This window comes from Sutcliffiella horikoshii (assembly GCF_002157855.1).
In the GTDB taxonomy this organism is placed as follows: Bacteria; Bacillota; Bacilli; order Bacillales; family Bacillaceae_I; genus Sutcliffiella_A; species Sutcliffiella_A horikoshii_C.
The window spans coordinates 2,804,434-2,824,391 of sequence record NZ_CP020880.1 but is presented as its reverse complement, the minus strand read 5'-3'; the positions used below and the strand labels follow the sequence as shown (position 1 = coordinate 2,824,391).

Sequence of the window (19,958 nt, the reverse complement as noted above, 5' to 3'; positions counted from 1 at the left end):
GTCCTTTTTTGAAGCAAAAAGGGAAAAGCGTAGGTTGAAATTCTTTTGTTTAGTAAAAGGAGGAGAAAAAAGTAATGACTGAACTTAAAAAAACACCATTATATGATGTGTACAAAGAACATGGTGCAAAAACAATCGATTTTGGCGGATGGGATCTGCCTGTTCAATTTTCAAGCATCAAAGAAGAGCACGAAGCGGTTCGTACGAAAGCTGGATTATTCGATGTTTCCCACATGGGAGAAATTGAAGTGAAAGGAAAAGACAGTCTTGCTTACCTACAGAAAATGATGACAAACGACGTTTCCAAACTTAAAGACGGTGGCGCGCAATATACAGCAATGTGCTATCCGGACGGTGGGACGGTAGATGATTTACTGGTATACAAAAAAGCAGACGAGGATTACCTGCTTGTTGTAAATGCCTCTAATATTGAAAAAGATTTTGACTGGTTAAAAAGCCATGCTATAGAAGAAGTAGAAGTAACAAATATCTCAGAAAGCATCGCACAACTGGCTATACAGGGACCTGTAGCGGAGAAAGTTTTGCAAAAGCTGACAAGCACGGACCTTTCAGAGATCAAATTTTTTAAATTTAAAGAAAACGTAGAGATCAATGGAGTTTCTGCCCTGGTTTCTAGAACCGGCTACACCGGGGAAGACGGTTTTGAAATCTATTGTCAACAAGAAGACGCGGTCAAGCTTTGGAACACGTTGCTTGAAGCTGGAAAAGAAGACGGGCTGGTTCCTTGTGGATTAGGTTCCCGTGATACATTGCGCTTTGAAGCAAAGCTTGCTCTATACGGACAAGAGCTTTCAAAAGACATCACTCCGATTGAAGCTGGTATCGGTTTCGCGGTAAAAACGAACAAAGAAGAAGATTTCTTCGGAAAAGAAGTATTAAAAGAGCAAAAAGAAAACGGAGCACCTCGCAGTATTGTTGGGATTGAAATGATAGACAAAGGTATTCCGCGACACGGCTATGAAGTATTTGTCGGTGAGGAACAAATTGGGGAAGTGACAACAGGTACGCAATCTCCAACCCTAAAGAAAAATGTCGGCCTGGCACTTTTAAAGAAAGAATTCACTGAGTTTGATACAGAAGTGGAAGTGCAAGTTCGTAAAAAACGTCTTAAAGCAAAAGTGGTCAAAGCACCATTCTATCAACGTCCGAAAAACTAACCGGAGAGGGGAACTCACATGAAACATCGTTATTTACCGATGACAGACCAAGACATCCAAGAAATGCTGCAAGTAATAGGTGTGCAAAATATTGACGAACTATTTTCAGACATCCCGGAAAGCGTCCGCTTTGACGGAGAATTGAAAATCAAACAAGCAAAATCCGAATCAGAATTGATGCGCGAGTTAAGTGAGCTTGCTGCTAAAAATAAAGACCTTAGAAAACACGCTTCCTTCTTAGGTGCTGGCGTATACGATCATTACATGCCAGTAATCGTGGACCATGTTATCTCCCGTTCTGAATTTTACACAGCTTACACACCTTACCAGCCTGAGATCTCACAAGGGGAACTGCAAGCAATCTTTGAATTCCAAACTATGATTTGTGAACTAACAGGCATGGACGTGGCTAACTCCTCCATGTATGACGGTCCAACTGCCTTTGCAGAAGCGGCGATGCTTGCATGCGGTCATACGAAAAAGAAAAAAGTGCTTATCTCAGGGGCTGTACATCCTGAAGCTAAAGCAGTTGTAACATCTTACGCAAAAGGTCAATATGTCGAAGTAGTGGAAATTCCAACGAAAAACGGAGTAACCGATGTAGCGGCTCTTGAAGAAATGATGTCCTCTGACGTTGCAGCAGTTATGGTTCAATATCCAAACTTCTTTGGTCAAGTCGAGCCTCTACAAGAAATTGAAAAATTAGCACATACAGATAAAGGAATGTTTGTGGTTTCTTCTAATCCATTGGCACTTGGCGCGTTGACTCCTCCGGGGAAATTTGGCGCTGATATCGTAACAGGTGATGCACAACCATTCGGTATCCCGACACAATTCGGAGGACCTCACTGTGGTTATTTTGCGGTGACAACTAAATTGATGCGTAAAGTTCCTGGTAGATTAGTAGGACAAACGGTGGATGAGGAAGGTCAACGCGGATTCGTTCTGACGCTTCAAGCGCGTGAGCAACATATCCGTCGTGACAAAGCGACATCTAACATTTGTTCCAATCAGGCATTGAATGCACTAGCTGCTTCCGTTGCCATGACGGCACTGGGCAAAAAAGGTGTTAAAGAGATGGCTGTACAAAACATCCAAAAAGCGCAATATGCGAAACGTTCTTTGGAAGCAGCAGGTCTTGAAGTAACATTCAGCGGTCCGTTCTTCAATGAGTTTGTTGTGAAGCTGTACACTCCAATCAAAGAAGTCAACCGCAAGCTTCTTGAAAAAGGATTAATCGGTGGTTATGACTTGGGCACTTACTATCCTGAGCTTGAAAACCATATGCTGCTTGCAGTTACAGAACTGCGCACGAAAGAGGAAATCGACACACTAGCGAGAGAAATGGGGGCTCATCAACAATGAAAAAGCAAAATCAACCACTCATTTTTGAAATGTCCAGAGAAGGTCGTATCGGATACAGCCTGCCTGAAAACGATGTACCAGAAGTAGATTTAGCGGAACTTTTCCCAAGCGAATACATTCGCGAGGAAGCGCCAGAACTACCGGAAGTTTCCGAACTTGATATTATGCGCCACTATACAGCATTAAGTAATCGTAACCACGGTGTAGACTCTGGCTTCTACCCGCTAGGATCTTGTACGATGAAATACAACCCGAAAATAAATGAAAACGTGGCACGCTTCCCAGGATTCGCGCATATCCATCCCCTACAGGATGAGTCCACTGTGCAAGGTGCTTTGGAATTGATGCACGACTTGCAAGAACATTTGATTGAAATCACGGGAATGGACGAAGTGACACTTCAACCAGCGGCTGGAGCACACGGTGAGTGGACAGGTCTAATGATGATTCGTGCCTTCCATGAAGCAAATAATGACCATAACCGTACAAAAGTTATCGTTCCTGACTCTGCACACGGAACAAACCCGGCGTCTGCAACAGTAGCTGGTCTTGAAACCATTACCGTAAAATCCGACGAAAACGGCTTGGTAGACTTAGAGGATCTTCGCAGAGTAGTAGGGGAAGACACGGCTGCTTTGATGCTGACCAACCCGAACACACTTGGTCTTTTTGAAGAGAATATTTTAGAAATGGCCCGCATTGTCCACGATGCAGGCGGAAAGCTTTATTATGATGGAGCGAACCTGAATGCAGTACTAAGCAAAGCGCGTCCTGGTGACATGGGCTTTGATGTGGTTCACTTGAACTTGCATAAAACATTTACAGGCCCTCACGGTGGCGGTGGCCCTGGTTCCGGTCCAGTCGGCGTAAAAGCTGACTTAATTCCTTACTTGCCAAAACCACTTGTGGTGAAAAAAGAAGACGGCACGTTCGGTTTCGATTACGACCGTCCACAATCTATCGGCCGCGTGAAGCCGTTCTACGGTAACTTCGGCATTAATGTTCGTGCTTACACGTATATCCGTTCTATGGGTCCAGATGGATTAAAAGCAGTAACGGAATATGCCGTACTGAATGCGAACTACATGATGCGCCGTCTGGCAGAGCACTACGACCTGCCGTTTGACAGACATTGTAAGCATGAGTTTGTACTGAGCGGTAAACGTCAGAAGAAACTGGGTGTGCGTACATTGGATATAGCTAAACGCCTGTTGGATTTCGGCTACCATCCACCAACCATTTACTTCCCACTGAATGTTGAGGAGTGCATCATGATCGAGCCGACAGAAACGGAATCAAAAGAAACATTAGATTCCTTCATTGAAGCGATGATTCAGATTGCCCGTGAAGCGGAAGAAAATCCGGAAGTGGTGCAAGAAGCACCTCATACAACTGTGATTAAGAGATTGGACGAAACGTTGGCAGCCCGTAAACCGGTGTTGCGTTATCAGAAGGAAGCGTGAATATAAAAGTTTGACTAGAGAGAGGACAGGGCGACCTGTTCTCTTTTTACTTCTCAAATTCCCCAAAAACCCTTAAGATATAACTAGAACCAAAGGGAGGGAAAGCAAATGTACTATGAGCAAACCTACAAAGCAAGAGAAGAGCTACTTGAACTATTAGAAGGGATCTCAGAAGAACAACTGCACCAAAAGCACGAAAACCTCTGGACAGTCTCACAAAACGTAGAGCACTTATATTTAATTGAAAACAAAATTACCAACGGCTTAAGAAAAGCGATTGAAGTCAAAAATGAAGTAGAAGAAAAAGATTTACCTCTAGCGAAAATGCTGGCGAATAGAACATATAAGGTGGAAGCGCCAGAAGACATCGTACCATCCGAACACCCTTATACGAAAGCAGAACTAGTTGAGTTGTTGGAGCAATCCAGAAACAACTTGAACACATTCATCCAAGAAGTGGACGAGGAAGCATTACATAAATACGGGTTCAATCATCGTTGGATCGGGGACCTTTCCGCACAGCAATGGGTACAGTTAATCGGTTTCCATGAGCGCCGTCACATTGAGCAGATCAACCAAACATTAAACAACACCGTCCAATAAACACAAAAGAGCACTTGCAGTTACTCACTCTGCAAGTGCTCTATTTATTAATTCTTCGTTCTAATTTTACCGCCCCATTGCTTGAAGCCGCCCTTTAGTTGATAAAGCTGCGTGTACCCTTTACGTTTTAACATTTGAGCTGCACGACCACTGCGCATGGTGTTCTGGCAATAAATATAGACAGGTTGGTCTGGACGAACCTCTCTTATTCTCATTTTCATTTGAGACAAAGGAATGTTTCTTGCGCCAAGAATGTGTCCGCCTTCATACTCTTTTGGTTCACGGACATCAATCAATTGCGCTTTACGATAACCTGCGCGAAATTCTTCTTCCGTTAAGGTTGTTAGAATTTTACGTTGGTAGATGAACATGATCACTGAATAGACAATAAATGCTGCCAAAATTCCTAATGTTACGTATAAAACCAAACTAGACAACCCCTCTTTTTCTTTTTATACCAAAGTATATTATATAAAAGGTTAAGGGAAATGTCATCCTTTTCTACTATTCGACATAAAAAACTACCAAGCTTTAACTTTGAAATCTCGGTGCACTTTTGGTAGACTAATTCATCATATAAAGATAAATGAGGTACATAATATGACGAAGGAAACTTGGAGATTTATTGATTCACAAAATCAATCTCCAGCATTTAATATGGCGCTTGATGAGAAGTTATTAGAATGGCATAGCGAAGGTTTAATTCCTCCGACTATCCGTTTCTATGGGTGGAAACCTGCGACACTATCTGTCGGTTATTTTCAAAAGGTAGAAAAAGAAATAAATATGGAACGTGTGAAAGAGTTAGGTCTAGGATTTGTAAGGAGACCAACAGGCGGACGGGGTGTCCTTCATGACAAAGAATTAACATATAGTGTCATTGTCTCGGAAGAACACCCAGAGATGCCTCAAACTGTCACAGAGGCTTACAGAGTTATTTCAGAAGGCATTTTAGAAGGATTTAAGGCACTTGGACTGGATGCATACTTTGCGATTCCGAGAACAGAAGAGGAAAAGCAAGGGTTGAAGAATCCGCGTTCATCTGTATGTTTTGATGCACCATCCTGGTATGAGCTTGTAGTCGAGGGTAGAAAGGTTGCCGGCAGTGCACAAACTCGTCAAAAGGGTGTCATCCTGCAACACGGTTCCATTCTACTAGATATTGATGAAGACTTACTTTTTAGTCTGTTCAATTATCCAAGTGAGCGAGTGAAAGAACGAATGCAGAAGAATTTCAAAAATAAAGCGGTGGCAATCAATGCCCTTCGCGAAACTCCCGTAACAATTGAAGAAGCAAAAAAAGCTTTTTATGATGGATTTGAAAAAGGATTGAACATTACGCTTGAGCCACATGAGCTGACAGAAGCGGAACTGGCTGAAGTACATGCCATAATGGAAAAGAAATATTCCACAGATGAGTGGAATTATAAAAGATAACGATGATTTAAATTCTCGTTATCTTTTTGTTTTGCACTACATGTAGTAGGGTAGAAAAAAGAGTCGACTAGATATACAAAAGTCAAAAAAGAAAAATTAAAAAATATTTTTCGTCAAAAAGGAAGGATTTTCTTGAAACGTTGGTATAATAGGCTCGCTATATTTCGTAAAAATGCGCAAGCGACAAAAAAAGTCATTCTGCCTTGAAAATAGATTATAATCTTCGTTTCTCTTTAAATTCCTCCTTATATTGACGCTTTTATCATTTGACAAATTTAGATTCATTCTGCAGAAAATCAATATATAGTAGTGTCGAAAATAATTCAAATACTATATGTTGATATTTTGTTGGAAGATATGATACCTTATCTATACAAACAAATTTTACAGAAGTAATTTTTGGTAGAACTACTAGTTTTAGAGGAGTTGTAATAATGACGATCGCAATTAATGAATCCAAATTGAAAATCAATGTAGAACGCTTGAACAAGGACATCGGCTTGTTTCCTCAAGTACACCCCATTACAGAGGACATGACCACTACACATAAAGGTGTTTCCCGCCTGGTCATGCTCGATCGTTACGCATTTAAAGATACAGAGAAAGTAACCCTTACAGCTGGAGATTTTGTTGTATTAACGATAAAAGAAGATCCTAAATTCCCTGCAAGAGGTCTTGGTTTCATACAAGACATAGACTGGTCTACCAAGAAGGCTTCTGTACTAATTGAAGAAGAGTATCGTGGAGTGTTGACAAAGCTAGGTGAAGCCGAAACGGGCGTTGTCGTTCGATCCCTGGATGTAATTGAGAAGCCTCTAGAAGTCTTCTACGAGCAGATTGCCAAACGTAACGCAAAAGGCTTGGCAGCAGTAGAAACGACAGAAGAGAAGCGCCAGGAATGGTTTGAAAAGTTCTATCATGAACTAGTTAACATGAATTTTGTACCTGCAGGACGTGTGTTATACGGAGCTGGTGCAGACACTGATGTAACCTACTTTAACTGTTACGTAATGCCATTCGTACAAGATTCCCGTGAAGGAATTTCGGAACACCGTAAACAAGTAATGGAAATCATGAGCCGCGGAGGCGGAGTTGGTACAAACGGATCAACGCTTCGCCCACGAAACGCGCTTGCAAGAGGGGTTAACGGTAAATCCTCTGGTAGTGTTTCCTGGTTGGATGACATTGCAAAATTGACGCATCTTGTGGAACAAGGTGGATCAAGACGTGGTAAATCAGCTTAAGTGCCTCGTCTATAAACAAACCTCGTGAATTGCTGGAAAGTCTTTTATGACTTGTTGGCTACAACGTGACTGGAAACGGTGAGCGTGAATGCCTAAAAACAACAAGCGGTCAAAGATAATCAGCAGCCAAGCACCTGTGAAATGGTGAAGGTTCAACGACCATCGAAAACATGCCGAAGTATGGCAGAAGTGAGTAGAGTAGGATTCAAGCGAATCCGAAGTGCGAGGACACTTTAAAAAGTGTAAGATATGGTCTGAACTCTATGGTGACATAGAGAGTCGATTAAGCGAATCGGCGTAACGAAATGGCTCAAATGATTATGCTAGCAGACTGGCACCCAGATATCGTTGAATTTATCATCTCCAAAATGCAAAACCCGAGAATTCTACGCTACCTAATTGAAAATACAAACGATGAAAGCATTAAAAAAGCAGCTGAAGATAAGCTGAAGTTCACCCCGTTAACAGATCAAGAAATTACAATGTATCAATCTGTGACAAACTTCAAGCACATCCCTGGATATGGCGGATTTACAGAAGCAATCATCAAAGATGCAGAGCAGAAATTGAAAGTTGGCGGAACCTATACAGTTCATAACTCAGAGTTCCTTACAGGAGCCAACATTTCCATTACCCTCACAAAAGAGTTTATGGAAGCTGTTGAAAACGACGCTGACTTTGATCTTCGTTTCCCTGATGTGGAAGCATACGATAAAGACGAAATGGCTATCTATAATGAACAATGGTCAGAAGTTGGAGACGTACGAGAGTGGGAGAAACTTGGTCACAAAGTGAGAGTGTACAGAAAGATTAAGGCGAAAGAACTTTGGAACCTGGTCAATATTTGTGCAACATACTCAGCTGAGCCTGGAATCTTCTTTATCGACAATGCTAACGATATGACAAATGCAAAAGCATACGGACAAAAGGTTGTAGCAACCAACCCATGTGGGGAACAACCCCTCGCACCATTTTCTGTCTGTAACTTGGCAGCAGTAAACCTTGCTCAATTTGCGGACAAGGAAACGAAAACAGTAAACTTCGAAAAGCTGAAACAAACAGTAGAAGTCGGCGTTAGAATGCAAGATAACGTTATCGACGCGACACCTTACTTCTTAGAAGAAAATAAAAAACAGGCATTAGGTGAGCGCCGTGTTGGTTTAGGAGTAATGGGCCTTCACGACCTATTAATCTATTGTGAAACAGAATACGGCTCTGAAAAAGGCAATGAGCTTGTAGATAAAGTATTTGAAACGATTGCGGTTACTGCATATCGTGCTTCTGTAGAACTTGGAAAAGAAAAAGGAAGCTTCCCGTTCTTAGAAGGTGCCACAGAAGAAGAAACGAATCGTCTTCGTGACGCATTTACGAAAACAGGCTTCATGAGCAAGATGCCGGAAGATATTAAAGAAGGAATTCTATCCTCAGGTATCCGTAACTCTCACTTGTTAACAGTAGCTCCAACTGGATCTACAGGAACAATGGTAGGGGTATCTACAGGACTTGAGCCATACTTCTCCTTCTCTTACTTCCGCAGTGGACGTCTAGGGAAGTTCATTGAGGTAAAGGCTGACATCGTACAAGAGTACTTGGATGCGAACCCAGAAGCAGATGCAGAGAACCTGCCAAACTGGTTCATCTCTGCAATGGAACTCGCTCCACAAGCGCATGCTGATGTTCAATGTATTATCCAAAACTGGATTGACAGTTCCATTTCCAAAACGGTAAACGCACCGAAAGGATATACGGTTGATCAAGTGAAGAAAGTATACGAACGCCTCTATAAAGGTGGAGCAAAAGGCGGTACCGTTTATGTGGATGGAAGCCGTGACTCCCAGGTACTGACGCTAAAAGCAGAAGAGAACACGATGGATGAAGGCGAACAGATTCAAATGGAAGATGTGGTAAAAAAGCCGGTCGTCCTCGTTGAAACAATTAATGATTTACGCTCGACCAATGTTCAATACGGATCAGAAGTAGGGAACACCTGCCCAGTATGCCGTATTGGTACGGTTAAAGAAATCGGCGGATGCAATACTTGCACAGATTGCGGTGCGCAACTTAAGTGCGGATTATAATCTTAACGAAAAGAGTGTGGAATGCTAGTGTATTCCATACTCTTTTTTGTTTGTTCGAATTGGCATATTTTATCAAATCCAGGTCATCATAAAAGTAACTTTAATGAACCTGGAGATGGCCCATGCAGAACGTAACGAAAATCCTAATTCCAAGACAGCTATTCATGATGTTGATATTATCAACTGGGTTACTCAACCACGTTATCCTCATACCGAATCTATTAAATGCTGCGGGCAGGGACAGTTGGTTAGGTGTGCTCATAGCTTACCCAATCGGGCTGGTCTTTCTATGGTTGGTATATTTTATAACTAAGAACTGCTCTGATAAGGGATTTTTCGCAATGGTGGAAAAGCGATTTGGAAAATTTGTATCTGCATTAATTTCAATGCCGGTTGTTGTTTATCTTTTTTTGAGTGCATATGTTACCTTTAGAGATTTAATGATCTGGCTTAATGCTTACTTTCTAGCTGATGCTTCGGTTACGATGATTAATTTAATTATGATATTAGTCTGCTGTGTGGTGACACTTGGTGGAATAAAGTATATGGCTATTTCTAGCGGTTTTTTGCTTCCGTTAGTGATGATTTTAGGCATTTTCATCGCCATTACCAATACTTCCATTAAAGACCCAAGCCTATTGTTTCCGTTGTTTAGTGAAGGATACACACCAGTGATAGAAGCGATCATTTATTCTCTTTCAGGACTTCTTGAAATCTACCTTATCGTTTTATTACAACCTTATTCACAATCTCCAATTAAATTCAGGCATCTTTTCATTTTAATCACCTTATTAATGGGGTTAATCCTTGGTCCATTGACTGCTGCTATCATGGAGTTTGGCCCTGTTGAATCGGCAAATTTCCGCTATCCTGCATATGAACAATGGCGGGTCTTGAATATAGGTGATTATATTTCACACATGGATTTTTTTGCCCTTTATCAATGGTTAAGTGGGGCCATTATAAGAATTGGTTTGTTTATCTATCTTGCTGCTGCTTTTTTCACCAAAAAGAAAAAGCAGTATAAGTTGAACCCTATCTTGGTTGTGGGGATTTATCTGATTTTTTTCGGTGTTACGTGGATAGAAGTGGAGACTTTTTATTTCTATGAGTTTATTTACCGTTATTTTTTACCAGCATGCATGGCATTTTTTCTATTCCAAATACTAATATCAGCCTTACTGATAATAGTTATGAGGAAAAGAGAGGATTCAAATGGAAAACACAACCAACCTGGATAATAAAGATAATCTCAATGAAAAAGTTGATCAACTTAAATCTTTATTCAGTCAAAGCCAGGATTTTGTATACAAAGTACATAAAAACGATGGCGAATCATTTGAATTACTATACATAGACAGCCTTGTTAACCTCCAATATTTGGATCAATATATTTTACCTAAGCTTAGCGAATGTAAGGATGTTTCCATCAAGTCACATTTGCAGGCATTGTTTCAAATCGAGGAGGTCACCTTCAAATCGATGGAAGATGTGGCTTCTTTGCTTTTTGAAGGAAATGTAATTTTCTATGCAGGGGATAGTTTACTAAGTCTTAAGGCTGGTGAGTTTCCAAAGCGTCAACCGGAAGAATCAGCATTAGAAACCTCAATCAGAGGACCAAAAGACGGGTTTGTAGAGGACATTAAAACAAATGTTTCGTTGATAAGAAGGAGACTTAATACCCCTTCATTGTGCATGGAGAAATTTACTATAGGGAAACGGAGCAAGACAAAAGTAGTATTAATGTATCTTAATGATGTTATTGATAAGAAGGTTCTTCATGAAATAAGAACAAGACTAAATGGAGTCGAACTGGACATTTTGACTAGTGCTTATGAATTGGAATCCTCTGTTCGTGATCGTCCTTACTCTGTCTTTCCGACGATGGATTTTTCCGGAAGGCCTGACTTTGTTGTACAAGTCTTAAATCAAGGAAGATTTGCATTATTAGTGGATGGAAACCCTACTGTTTCGTTTGCACCGGTAAATTTATTATTGCAAACGAAATCTCCAGAAGATACCTATATAAGTTATGCTTTTGTTTCAATTGAGCGGTTAATAAGAATGTTTGGGATTATGGTTTCGGGTTTTTTGCCTGGTATTTGGATTGCTTTTTCCGCCTTTAATATAGAGCAAATACCATATTTACTTGTTGCTACCATATCGGTTTCACGTTTTGGGTTGCCATTGTCTGCACCGATCGAAATGTTTATCATCTTATTCCTGTTTGAATTATTTAATGAAGCAGGAGTACGCCTTCCACGAGCCATTGGACAGACGGTAGCGGTTCTTGGAGGTTTAATTGTCGGAGATGCAGCTATCCGAGCAGGTTTAACATCCCCAACCATGTTGGTGGTTGCTGCTACCACATATATTGCTTCCTTTACATTAGTGAACCAGTCTTTAAGTTCAGCCATTACTATCATTCGATTTGCTGTTATTTTGATAAGTACATTTTTCGGGTTATTTGGAGTGATCTTAAGCTTTATATTGGCTGTTTTCTATTTTTCCACCTTAAATTCATTTGGAGCGCCATACTTTGGATCGTTGGCACCTATTAGCTTTACAGAGATTGTGAAATCCTTTTTAAAGGCACCGGTCCAATTCTACAAGTCAAGAACTACCTCAACTAGTCCTGATGATGCAACAAGAGGTGAGCATAATTGAAATGTAAAGGAGCAATCTCCATTTTGTTGTGTATAATTTTGCTAACAGGGTGTGGAGGCATAAAAAATATCCAGGATCTAACTTACATTGTGGCAATTGGAATGGACTATGATGAAGCGGAAGAGGAGTATATCGTGTACCTTCAAGGGCTGAACTTTGCAAATGTGGCAAAGCAAGAAGGAGGGAAGCCAGTTGAAAAAATTCCTAGCTTTGTTGGATCGGCAAGAGGTAAAACGTTAAATCTTGCTGTTAGTGAGTTGTATGGTAAGTCCGATCCTCCTATCTATTTCGGTCATGTGAAAACACTTATTCTTAGTCAGCGTGTAATAAATAGTAAATCTAAGGAAGTTTTAGAGGAGATTGCAAGAAATAAATCTCTTAGGCATAGATTGAGGATTGTAACGACAGAAGAGAGTATTGAAGAAATTTTTAACATAAAAGCACTTTTCAATTATCCTGCTGTTTATACAGTTCTATTTAAAGATAAGGCAAATGGGTTGGCACAGGATGAGTTGCAACCAACCTCACTTTTACTTTTCTTAAGGTCCTATTATGAACCAATGGGAGTGGCGAAAATACCTACTGTAACCATCGATACAAGCTCATGGGTATCAGAAAAGGAATTTCCTGTTCTTTTTTATGATGGATACTCAGTCTTTCAACAGCAATCGTTTGTTAAAAATATTACTTTGGAAGATGCCGTACTTCTCGATTGGATGGTGGAAAAGAATATAGCTTTAAATCGACCTGTTAAAGATAAGGAAGAATTAATCGCGGCAGTAAAGCTATCCAGCCCGAAAATGAAGATTACTTACGAAAAAGATAAATCCGAACCAGTCTTCTCCCTAGAAATTTCTGCCCGAGCCGATTTGCTGGAGAAATTAAGGGATATATCTGCAGACGAGCTAAAAACACTATTGGAAGAAGAATTAAAAATGCAAATCATACATCTCTATGAAAAAGGGGTAGATAGCAAACTTGATTTATTAAATGCAGGAGAGAAATGGTATCGAAAAGATCGAGAGGCTTTTAAGGAATTAGAAGACTCCAAACATTTTTACCTCAAAAAAGATTCCTTGAAAAAAGTAAAAGTCGATATTCAAATTTTCCATTTTAATAGCTATGAATACGAAAAGAATTAAATGTTTTGTTCCTCTTTTACTGTAACAAAACCCTAACTTGTCATCCCCCATGAGTTAGGGTATCATTTTAAATGACGGCTTAGAACGTGGATTGGAAATGGAGGGATATTATGCCTACCCCAAGTATGGAAGATTACATAGAACAGATTTACATGTTGATTGAAGATAAAGGATATGCACGGGTATCAGACATTGCCGAAGCATTGGCGGTACATCCCTCTTCTGTTACAAAAATGGTCCAGAAACTTGATAAGGACCAATATTTAATCTATGAAAAATATCGTGGACTGGTTCTTACCACTAAAGGAAAGAAAATCGGTAAGCGATTAGTATATCGACATGAATTACTCGAGCAGTTCTTGCGTGTGATAGGTGTAGATGAGGAAAATATTTATGAAGATGTGGAAGGTATTGAACATCACTTGAGCTGGAATGCCATTGATCGCATCGGGGATCTTGTTCAATATTTTGAAGAAGAAAAAGAACGCGTGGAAGCACTGCAAACCATCCAAAAGCAAAATGAAGATAATCAGTAAGGAGGTAGACCTTGCCAATTGGCAGTGAGGTCTGTCTCTTTTTTTGAAAGATAAGAAAGTATAAAAATCTGTTGATTTCCGTTTCACGCGCTTCGCTTGCCTGCGGGCGGTCCGTGAGCCTCCTCACAACGCTTCAGGGGTCTCACCTGTCCCTTCCTCCCGCGGGCGTCTGCGCGCCTTCCACTCCAATCAACTAAGTCACTTCATTCAACATAGGGTTTATGAAGAGGTAATTGAGTTAACGGAGAAGGGAATTAACTTTTTATTCTTGTAGTTTTTAGCTGTGTATTGGAGCAAATGGCGAAGACTCCTACGGGGGAGAAACGGCAATGTTGAGACCCCGCAGGCTTGCCGAGGAGGCTCAAGGTCGCCCCGTGAAAAGCGAAGCCATTTGCGGAAAGGAACAGCGGGGATTAATTAATCTACTAAAGGACCGGGCGGTTTCTGCCCGGTTTTTTCTTGCTCTCATCACGGAAAACGGTATATTTCCCCTTCTTCTTTATTAAAGATGTAAAAGGAAGTTATCCGGTTCAATGTGATGGAGGGGTTCCATTGAAGATAGATGGTGTATTTTCTGGAGGAGGAATTAAAGGGTTTGCCCTTATCGGAGCGCTGCAGGCGGTGGAGGAAAGGGGATTAAAGTTCCAACGGTTAGCAGGGACAAGTGCGGGCTCTATTGTAGCTGCGTTTACAGCGGCAGGATACACCGCAAATGAAATCCGTAACATGCTTGATGAAACAGATATCATGAATTTTTTAGACCAACGAAGAACTTTTCTGCCATCACCCATTACCAAGTGGGTGCTTTTATACTGGAGGCTTGGATTGTATAAGGGGGAAGTGTTGGAGAGGTGGCTAGAGAAAAAGCTAGCTGCAAAGGGGATAAAAACTTTTGAAGATCTTCCCAAAGATCATCTCAGAATCATTGCCTCCGACCTCACAAGTGGAACCATTGCCGTCCTTCCTGATGACCTTCCCAAATATAATTCGGATCCGAAGAAATTTTCTGTTGCCAAAGCGGTACGGATGAGCTGCAGCATTCCTTATTTTTTTGAACCTGTCAAACTTAAGGGAAAGGGAGTAACCTTCCTTTTTGTAGATGGAGGGGTATTGAGCAATTTTCCTATTTGGTTATTTGATAATGACCGTATTCCTAAAGTGCGCCCTGTTCTTGGTATTCAGTTAAGTGCAAAGCAAGAGGATCGGCCGGTTAACAAAATCGATAATGCCATCACAATGTTTGGCGCGCTGTTTGAGACGATGAAGGATGCTCATGATGCCAAACATATCTCCAGCCGTCATGAGAAGGATGTCATTTTTATCCCCATGGATCATATTGCTGTGACGGAATTTGCTTTAACAGAGGAGCGGAAAAGGGGACTAGTGGAAATAGGGAGGAAAAGAGCAGAGGCATTTTTGATGAAGTGGTGTTACTAAAATAGAAAAAACCGAGCTTCCTTATTTAAAAGAAAGCACGGTTTTTCTTTTTGCCCTTTTTCCCTTCAATGACGGTCAGATGGGATGGGGCTTTGCGTTTTGGTGCGGCAGGTTTGGAGCTTGCACGATCTCTGCTGGATGTAATCGGGCTGATAGTTGGCTTTGCGCTACTTGTGGCTGAGTATTTCTTTTTGGATTGCTTCACAGCCTTACTATACCTGGCATCCGTTTTTGCTCCAATTTTCCCTTGAATAAAATAGCGGAAAATTAAGTAAAATACGGTTGCCCCCCCTACAATTAAAAGGAGACTCGTAAATAACCCTCCTGGATTAGTAAATAATTGAATGATCAAATAAAAAGCTGCTAAGGAAACAAGAGTATAGAAAATTGGTTTTCGATAGCTTCTTTTCATCTTCGCCACCTCCCAGGTAACCAGTATGCTTGTTTTCGATGGTTACCACCACTGATTGTTTTAATAGTATATTTTCTAGGATAAGGCTTGTTGCGGATTTTTATACTATTTCTTCGGTAATCTTTTTCTCTGAATCTTGTTCTAGCTCCAATAATCTGTTAAAGGAAAGGATAGCGACCTCCACTTGGTCGTCCGTTGGTTCCTTTGTGGTTAACAATTGCAACCACAGGCCGGGATACCCTAAAACTTTTAAAACAGGAATATCGCGGACTTTGTTCGTAAGCTGTAATACTTCAAAAGAAATACCTAAAACAACAGGAATGAGCGCTAAACGATTCAGTACACGCACCCATAAAGGATCTGTCGGTACAAGAAGGTATACAAAGAAGCCTACAACTACTGTGAACAGGATAAAACTGCTGCCACATCTATAATGCAATCTAGATTGAGCTTGAATATTGCTTACAGTTAATTCTTTCCCGTTTTCATAAGCGTTAATCACTTTATGCTCCGCACCATGATATTGAAATACCCTTTTAATGATAGGGGTAAAAGAGATGAAATATATGTATGCCAACAAAAGCATCAATTTAAACACCGTTTCTACTAATACCTGTGCAAAATCACTTGGGAAAATTGGCTTTGTCAGTTCTGCCAAAAAAACGGGCACAAGTGTGAAGATGAATTTCCCGAAAATAAACGATAATACCCCGACAGCTGCAACGCTTAAAATCATTTCAAGCTTGGAAGGCTCTTTTTTGTTATAAATCTCTTCCTCATCTTGACTCGGATCCACATCATAACGCTCTGTGGAAAAATTCAGATGCTTCGATCCATTCCCAGCAGCTTCCACTATTGCAACGATTCCGCGAATAAAAGGAATCTTTTTTAAAGACTGTAATGTCGGATTTACCTTTCTTGGCACATGAAGGTATTCGATGGAGTCATCTTTTCTGCGAATGGCAGTAACATAATGGCGCTTTCCACCAAACATTACACCTTCAACCACAGCCTGTCCTCCATAAACAGGTTTTGAATCTTTTGACATAATAGCACCAACCTAACTTTTCTAAGAAGAAAAAAATTTCTATTACTTAATATTCTACCCGAATCTTCAAAAAACCTCTACTCCCTGAGATTCTTTGTTTTAAAAAGTTGGTTAGTTTTGTATGGTTCTGTCGTTCTTATGGAAAGATATGTGTAAAGATGCAGTAGAAAGGAAGCCAAATGATGAGCGATAAAAAGAAATTGGAACAGAACCAAAGAGAAGAACCGATGGGGTTTATGACAAAAGTTATCGTTACCGGGTTTGTAGGTGGGGTGCTATGGAGTTTAATCGGATATTTTGCCTATATGTTCAGCTTCACTGAAATCAGCCCAAATGTTGTGCTTCAGCCATGGGCGCTTGGTGATTGGAAAAAAGGATGGCTGGGTCATATAATTAGTGTCATATTACTTGGTTTGTTTGGCATAGGTGCTGCTCTTATATATGCAGCGATATTAAAGAAGTTTCAACAGTTCTGGATTGGAATCGTGTATGGTATTGCCCTTTGGGGTCTAGTTTTCTTTTTATTGAACCCAATGTTTCCTTCCATAAAAACTGTCGGAGAACTTACCCTTGATACCAATGTGACAAATGTATGCTTATACATACTCTTCGGTGTTTTTGTAGGCTACTCCATCTCCTTTGAACACAATGAAATGCAACACCAAAATCAACATTCAAAACAACAATCACAATCCTCAAAGTAGTAGCGAATACCAGAATGTGATAGAATGTTCAGTAATTGGACATTCTTTTTTATTATTGAATTAGGGTGTTTTCCTTGTCGATTGTAGTGCAAGGTGTGAAACTCCTGCGGGAGGAAGGGACAGGGAAGACCCCACAGGCGCAAGCCGAGGAGGCTTCCGGACCGCCCTCTGGATAAGCGAACACCTGGAACGGAAATCGACAAGAGTTAAAAAGGGGAGATCGCAGCATGCGCTTACTTGTTCTCAACGGCCCTAACCTAAACCGATTAGGACTTAGGGAACCCTCAGTATATGGCAGTCAAACATTGCAAGATTTAGAAGCGCAACTTCAAGCATTCGCAGGCAAAAATTCGTGTGAACTAACTTGTTTTCAAAGCAATCACGAAGGAGAGCTTATCGATAAGCTTCATGATGCGGAAGGCAGTTTTGACGGGATTGTCATGAACCCAGGCGCCTTCACCCATTACAGCTATGCAATTCGCGATGCCATTGCAAGCATTTCAGTACCGGTAATGGAAGTGCACATTTCCAACATACATAAGCGGGAAGAATTCAGACATACATCCGTCACCGCACCGGTAACAGCAGGCCAGATTGTCGGGCTGGGCTTTTATGGATACGAACTAGCACTATTAGCACTATTGAATCAGAACAAGGGGGAATAGCAAGATGACAAAGTTAACTAAACTTAGAGAAAGCTTTCAAGATTCAGGAATTGATGCATTACTAATTACAAGCGGAAAAAACCGCCAATACATCACAGGATTCACCGGTTCAGCAGGTGTGGCAGTCGTGACAGAAGACAAAGCTGTATTCATCACAGACTTCCGTTACACTGAACAAGCTGCCAAACAATGTGAAGGGTTCGAAATCGTTCAGCATAAAGGTGGTTTGGTAGAAGAAATCGCAAATGTGGTGAAAGACCTTGGGGTAGCAAAGCTTGGCTTTGAGCAAGACCATGTTACTTTTTCCACGTACTTAAACTACAAAACCACTATAAAAACAGATCTTGTCCCTGTTTCTGGCGTTATTGAAAAGTTACGCTTGATTAAGAGTGAACAAGAGATTAAGATATTAAAGGAAGCTACACAGATTGCTGACGCAGCTTTTGAACATATTCTTACATACATCAAGCCAGGTCTGACAGAATTGGATGTATCCAATGAGTTGGAATTCTTCATGAGAAAACAAGGCGCTGTTTCTTCATCCTTTGACATTATCGTTGCTTCTGGTTTCCGCTCAGCCCTGCCACACGGCGTCGCTTCGGATAAAGTGATTGAAAACGGTGAGTTTGTAACGCTTGATTTTGGAGCTTATTATAAAGGCTATAACTCCGACATTACAAGAACACTTGCTGTGGGAGAGCCAAGCGATGAGCTGAAAACGATCTATGATACTGTATTGGAAGCACAGTTACGAGGCATGAGAGGAATCAAGGCAGGCATCACCGGCCGTGAAGCGGATGCGCTGACACGTGATTACATTACGGAAAAAGGCTATGGAGAGTACTTCGGACATTCTACAGGTCACGGACTTGGAATGGAAGTGCATGAAGGTCCTTCTCTATCTGTGAAATCAGACACAGTTTTAGAACCGGGAATGATTGTAACAGTAGAACCTGGTATTTATGTTGCTGGATTAGGCGGAGTGCGTATTGAAGACGATACCATCGTTACAGAAACAGGTAACGAAACACTTTCCTTCTCTACAAAAGAACTTATTATTTTGTAAAAATGTATCTAGCGTCGTGTAGACTAGAGTAAGGTACTCAAGGATACAATACGTGTAGGGCATTATTTTACATAGCTTTAGGAGGAACTAATAAATGATTTCAGTAAACGATTTTCGTACAGGTTTAACAATCGAAGTAGACAACGGCATTTGGCGCGTAATGGATTTCCAACACGTGAAGCCAGGGAAAGGAGCAGCATTCGTACGTTCTAAATTACGTAACCTACGTAATGGTGCTATCCAAGAAAAAACGTTCCGTGCTGGCGAAAAAGTAGCAAAAGCACAGATCGACAACCGCAAAATGCAATACCTTTACGCAAACGGCGACATGCACGTATTCATGGACAATGAGTCCTATGACCAGTTGGAACTTCCATCTGCTCAAATTGAATACGAATTGAAATTCTTAAAAGAAAACATGGAAGTTGCTATCATGATGTACCATAGTGAGACGCTTGGAGTCGAGCTTCCAAACACAGTAGAACTAAAAGTAGCTGAAACAGAGCCAGGTATCAAAGGCGATACAGCTTCGGGCGGATCTAAGCCAGCGGTTATGGAAACTGGCGTAACAGTTAACGTACCATTCTTCGTAAACGAAGGTGACGTATTGATTATCAATACAACTGACTCTTCTTACGTTTCTAGAGCTTAATTTGATTTTTTTAAAAAGGAGAAGGTCCCTTGTTGGTAGGGGGAGCTTCTCCTTTTTTGGTGTTGGTGGGAGGGCGGAGGTGTGAATGGGTGTGCGATTGGTGGTTGAGTGTTCTGGTTACGAATATAAGGAATCTATTTGCCCGAACGGTAGTGAAATCTGTGTGCTTTGTCCAATAGATGGGTTCTATACGCCCGAACGGTAGTGAATCCGTGGTGAAAAGTCAAATAGAAGCGTTCTATACGCCCGAACGGTAGTGAA

The 19,958-nt window shown here is 41.0% G+C and carries 17 protein-coding genes and 2 pseudogenes; 16 read left to right on the top strand and 3 right to left on the bottom strand.

Annotated features, from left to right (window positions below):
- Nucleotides 1-74 precede the first annotated feature (74 nt).
- From gcvT to B4U37_RS14640, 4 genes are all read left to right on the top strand, one after another.
- Nucleotides 75-1,178 carry a glycine cleavage system aminomethyltransferase GcvT gene (gcvT, locus tag B4U37_RS14655; protein ID WP_010194703.1) on the top strand — a complete coding sequence of 368 codons (1,104 nt, stop codon included), beginning with the start codon at nt 75-77 and terminating at the stop codon, nt 1,176-1,178.
- A gap of 18 nt (nt 1,179-1,196) precedes the next feature.
- Nucleotides 1,197-2,543, top strand: a complete 1,347-nt coding sequence (gcvPA, locus tag B4U37_RS14650) for an aminomethyl-transferring glycine dehydrogenase subunit GcvPA (protein ID WP_088018824.1) — start codon at nt 1,197-1,199, stop codon at nt 2,541-2,543.
- The gene (gene gcvPB, locus B4U37_RS14645; RefSeq protein ID WP_010194712.1) at nt 2,540-4,006 is read left to right on the top strand and encodes an aminomethyl-transferring glycine dehydrogenase subunit GcvPB; all 1,467 of its coding nucleotides are present in this window, start codon (nt 2,540-2,542) and stop codon (nt 4,004-4,006) included. The genes gcvPA and gcvPB overlap by 4 nt, the downstream gene beginning before the upstream one ends.
- Nucleotides 4,007-4,114: 108 nt before the next feature.
- Nucleotides 4,115-4,609, top strand: a complete 495-nt coding sequence (locus tag B4U37_RS14640; RefSeq protein WP_088018823.1) for a DinB family protein — start codon at nt 4,115-4,117, stop codon at nt 4,607-4,609.
- Between the two features lie 47 nt (nt 4,610-4,656).
- Here B4U37_RS14640 and B4U37_RS14635 read toward each other — a convergent pair whose 3' ends face one another.
- Nucleotides 4,657-4,980, bottom strand: a complete 324-nt coding sequence (locus B4U37_RS14635; RefSeq protein ID WP_083800915.1) for a rhodanese-like domain-containing protein — start codon at nt 4,978-4,980, stop codon at nt 4,657-4,659.
- Nucleotides 4,981-5,209: 229 nt separating this feature from the next.
- Between B4U37_RS14635 and B4U37_RS14630 the strand changes: the two genes are divergently transcribed.
- From B4U37_RS14630 to B4U37_RS14595, 8 genes and pseudogenes are all read left to right on the top strand, one after another.
- Nucleotides 5,210-6,046, top strand: a complete 837-nt coding sequence (locus B4U37_RS14630) for a lipoate--protein ligase family protein (RefSeq protein ID WP_010194722.1) — start codon at nt 5,210-5,212, stop codon at nt 6,044-6,046.
- A 434-nt stretch (nt 6,047-6,480) separates the two neighbouring features.
- A pseudogene (locus tag B4U37_RS14625) lies at nt 6,481-7,278 on the top strand (ribonucleotide reductase N-terminal alpha domain-containing protein); the annotation flags it as partial.
- 320 nt (nt 7,279-7,598) lie between these two features.
- Nucleotides 7,599-9,368: pseudogene (locus tag B4U37_RS14620) on the top strand (vitamin B12-dependent ribonucleotide reductase); the annotation flags it as partial.
- A 122-nt stretch (nt 9,369-9,490) separates the two neighbouring features.
- Nucleotides 9,491-10,609: a GerAB/ArcD/ProY family transporter gene (locus B4U37_RS14615; RefSeq protein ID WP_088018821.1), complete on the top strand. Its 1,119-nt coding sequence runs from the start codon at nt 9,491-9,493 to the stop codon at nt 10,607-10,609.
- Nucleotides 10,584-12,035: a spore germination protein gene (locus B4U37_RS14610; protein ID WP_088018820.1), complete on the top strand. Its 1,452-nt coding sequence runs from the start codon at nt 10,584-10,586 to the stop codon at nt 12,033-12,035. Before B4U37_RS14615 ends, B4U37_RS14610 begins: the two co-directional genes overlap by 26 nt.
- Nucleotides 12,032-13,177 (top strand): Ger(x)C family spore germination protein, encoded by a 1,146-nt coding sequence (locus B4U37_RS14605; protein WP_088018819.1) that lies wholly within the window; start codon nt 12,032-12,034, stop codon nt 13,175-13,177. The genes B4U37_RS14610 and B4U37_RS14605 overlap by 4 nt, the downstream gene beginning before the upstream one ends.
- Nucleotides 13,178-13,287: 110 nt before the next feature.
- A complete protein-coding gene (mntR, locus tag B4U37_RS14600; RefSeq protein ID WP_010194729.1) occupies nt 13,288-13,713 on the top strand; it encodes a transcriptional regulator MntR in 426 nt (141 codons plus the stop codon).
- 552 nt (nt 13,714-14,265) lie between these two features.
- On the top strand, nt 14,266-15,150 hold the full coding sequence (locus B4U37_RS14595) for a patatin-like phospholipase family protein (protein ID WP_088018818.1): 885 nt from the start codon (nt 14,266-14,268) through the stop codon (nt 15,148-15,150).
- A 25-nt stretch (nt 15,151-15,175) separates the two neighbouring features.
- Here the strand turns inward: B4U37_RS14595 and B4U37_RS14590 are convergent, their stop codons facing one another.
- Together B4U37_RS14590 and B4U37_RS14585 are read right to left on the bottom strand one after the other, a co-directional pair.
- Nucleotides 15,176-15,562: an SA1362 family protein gene (locus tag B4U37_RS14590; RefSeq protein WP_010194735.1), complete on the bottom strand. Its 387-nt coding sequence runs from the start codon at nt 15,560-15,562 to the stop codon at nt 15,176-15,178.
- A gap of 100 nt (nt 15,563-15,662) precedes the next feature.
- Entirely contained in the window at nt 15,663-16,610 is a 948-nt protein-coding gene (locus B4U37_RS14585; RefSeq protein WP_010194737.1) for a DUF1385 domain-containing protein, read from the bottom strand.
- 179 nt (nt 16,611-16,789) lie between these two features.
- On the opposite strand from B4U37_RS14585, the gene B4U37_RS14580 reads away from it, so the two are divergent.
- The 4 genes from B4U37_RS14580 to efp all read left to right on the top strand — a co-directional run bounded on the left by B4U37_RS14580 (nt 16,790) and on the right by efp (nt 19,697).
- Complete coding sequence (locus B4U37_RS14580) at nt 16,790-17,314, top strand: YqhR family membrane protein (RefSeq protein WP_088018817.1); 525 nt, start codon at nt 16,790-16,792, stop codon at nt 17,312-17,314.
- Between the two features lie 227 nt (nt 17,315-17,541).
- Nucleotides 17,542-17,979 carry a type II 3-dehydroquinate dehydratase gene (gene aroQ, locus B4U37_RS14575; protein WP_088018816.1) on the top strand — a complete coding sequence of 146 codons (438 nt, stop codon included), beginning with the start codon at nt 17,542-17,544 and terminating at the stop codon, nt 17,977-17,979.
- 4 nt (nt 17,980-17,983) lie between these two features.
- Nucleotides 17,984-19,045 (top strand): M24 family metallopeptidase, encoded by a 1,062-nt coding sequence (locus tag B4U37_RS14570; RefSeq protein WP_088018815.1) that lies wholly within the window; start codon nt 17,984-17,986, stop codon nt 19,043-19,045.
- 94 nt (nt 19,046-19,139) lie between these two features.
- The gene (efp, locus tag B4U37_RS14565) at nt 19,140-19,697 is read left to right on the top strand and encodes an elongation factor P (protein ID WP_010194744.1); all 558 of its coding nucleotides are present in this window, start codon (nt 19,140-19,142) and stop codon (nt 19,695-19,697) included.
- Nucleotides 19,698-19,958 lie beyond the last annotated feature (261 nt).

Coding starts and splice junctions, on each gene's coding strand:
- efp (WP_010194744.1), top strand. CDS start 19,140: ATGATTTCAGTAAACGATTTTCGTACAGGTTTAACAATCGAAGTAGAC.
- B4U37_RS14590 (WP_010194735.1), bottom strand. CDS start 15,562: ATGAAAAGAAGCTATCGAAAACCAATTTTCTATACTCTTGTTTCCTTA.
- B4U37_RS14615 (WP_088018821.1), top strand. CDS start 9,491: ATGCAGAACGTAACGAAAATCCTAATTCCAAGACAGCTATTCATGATG.
- gcvPB (WP_010194712.1), top strand. CDS start 2,540: ATGAAAAAGCAAAATCAACCACTCATTTTTGAAATGTCCAGAGAAGGT.
- B4U37_RS14580 (WP_088018817.1), top strand. CDS start 16,790: ATGATGAGCGATAAAAAGAAATTGGAACAGAACCAAAGAGAAGAACCG.
- B4U37_RS14585 (WP_010194737.1), bottom strand. CDS start 16,610: ATGTCAAAAGATTCAAAACCTGTTTATGGAGGACAGGCTGTGGTTGAA.
- aroQ (WP_088018816.1), top strand. CDS start 17,542: ATGCGCTTACTTGTTCTCAACGGCCCTAACCTAAACCGATTAGGACTT.
- B4U37_RS14630 (WP_010194722.1), top strand. CDS start 5,210: ATGACGAAGGAAACTTGGAGATTTATTGATTCACAAAATCAATCTCCA.
- gcvPA (WP_088018824.1), top strand. CDS start 1,197: ATGAAACATCGTTATTTACCGATGACAGACCAAGACATCCAAGAAATG.
- B4U37_RS14570 (WP_088018815.1), top strand. CDS start 17,984: ATGACAAAGTTAACTAAACTTAGAGAAAGCTTTCAAGATTCAGGAATT.
- B4U37_RS14640 (WP_088018823.1), top strand. CDS start 4,115: ATGTACTATGAGCAAACCTACAAAGCAAGAGAAGAGCTACTTGAACTA.
- B4U37_RS14610 (WP_088018820.1), top strand. CDS start 10,584: ATGGAAAACACAACCAACCTGGATAATAAAGATAATCTCAATGAAAAA.
- gcvT (WP_010194703.1), top strand. CDS start 75: ATGACTGAACTTAAAAAAACACCATTATATGATGTGTACAAAGAACAT.
- mntR (WP_010194729.1), top strand. CDS start 13,288: ATGCCTACCCCAAGTATGGAAGATTACATAGAACAGATTTACATGTTG.
- B4U37_RS14635 (WP_083800915.1), bottom strand. CDS start 4,980: ATGTTCATCTACCAACGTAAAATTCTAACAACCTTAACGGAAGAAGAA.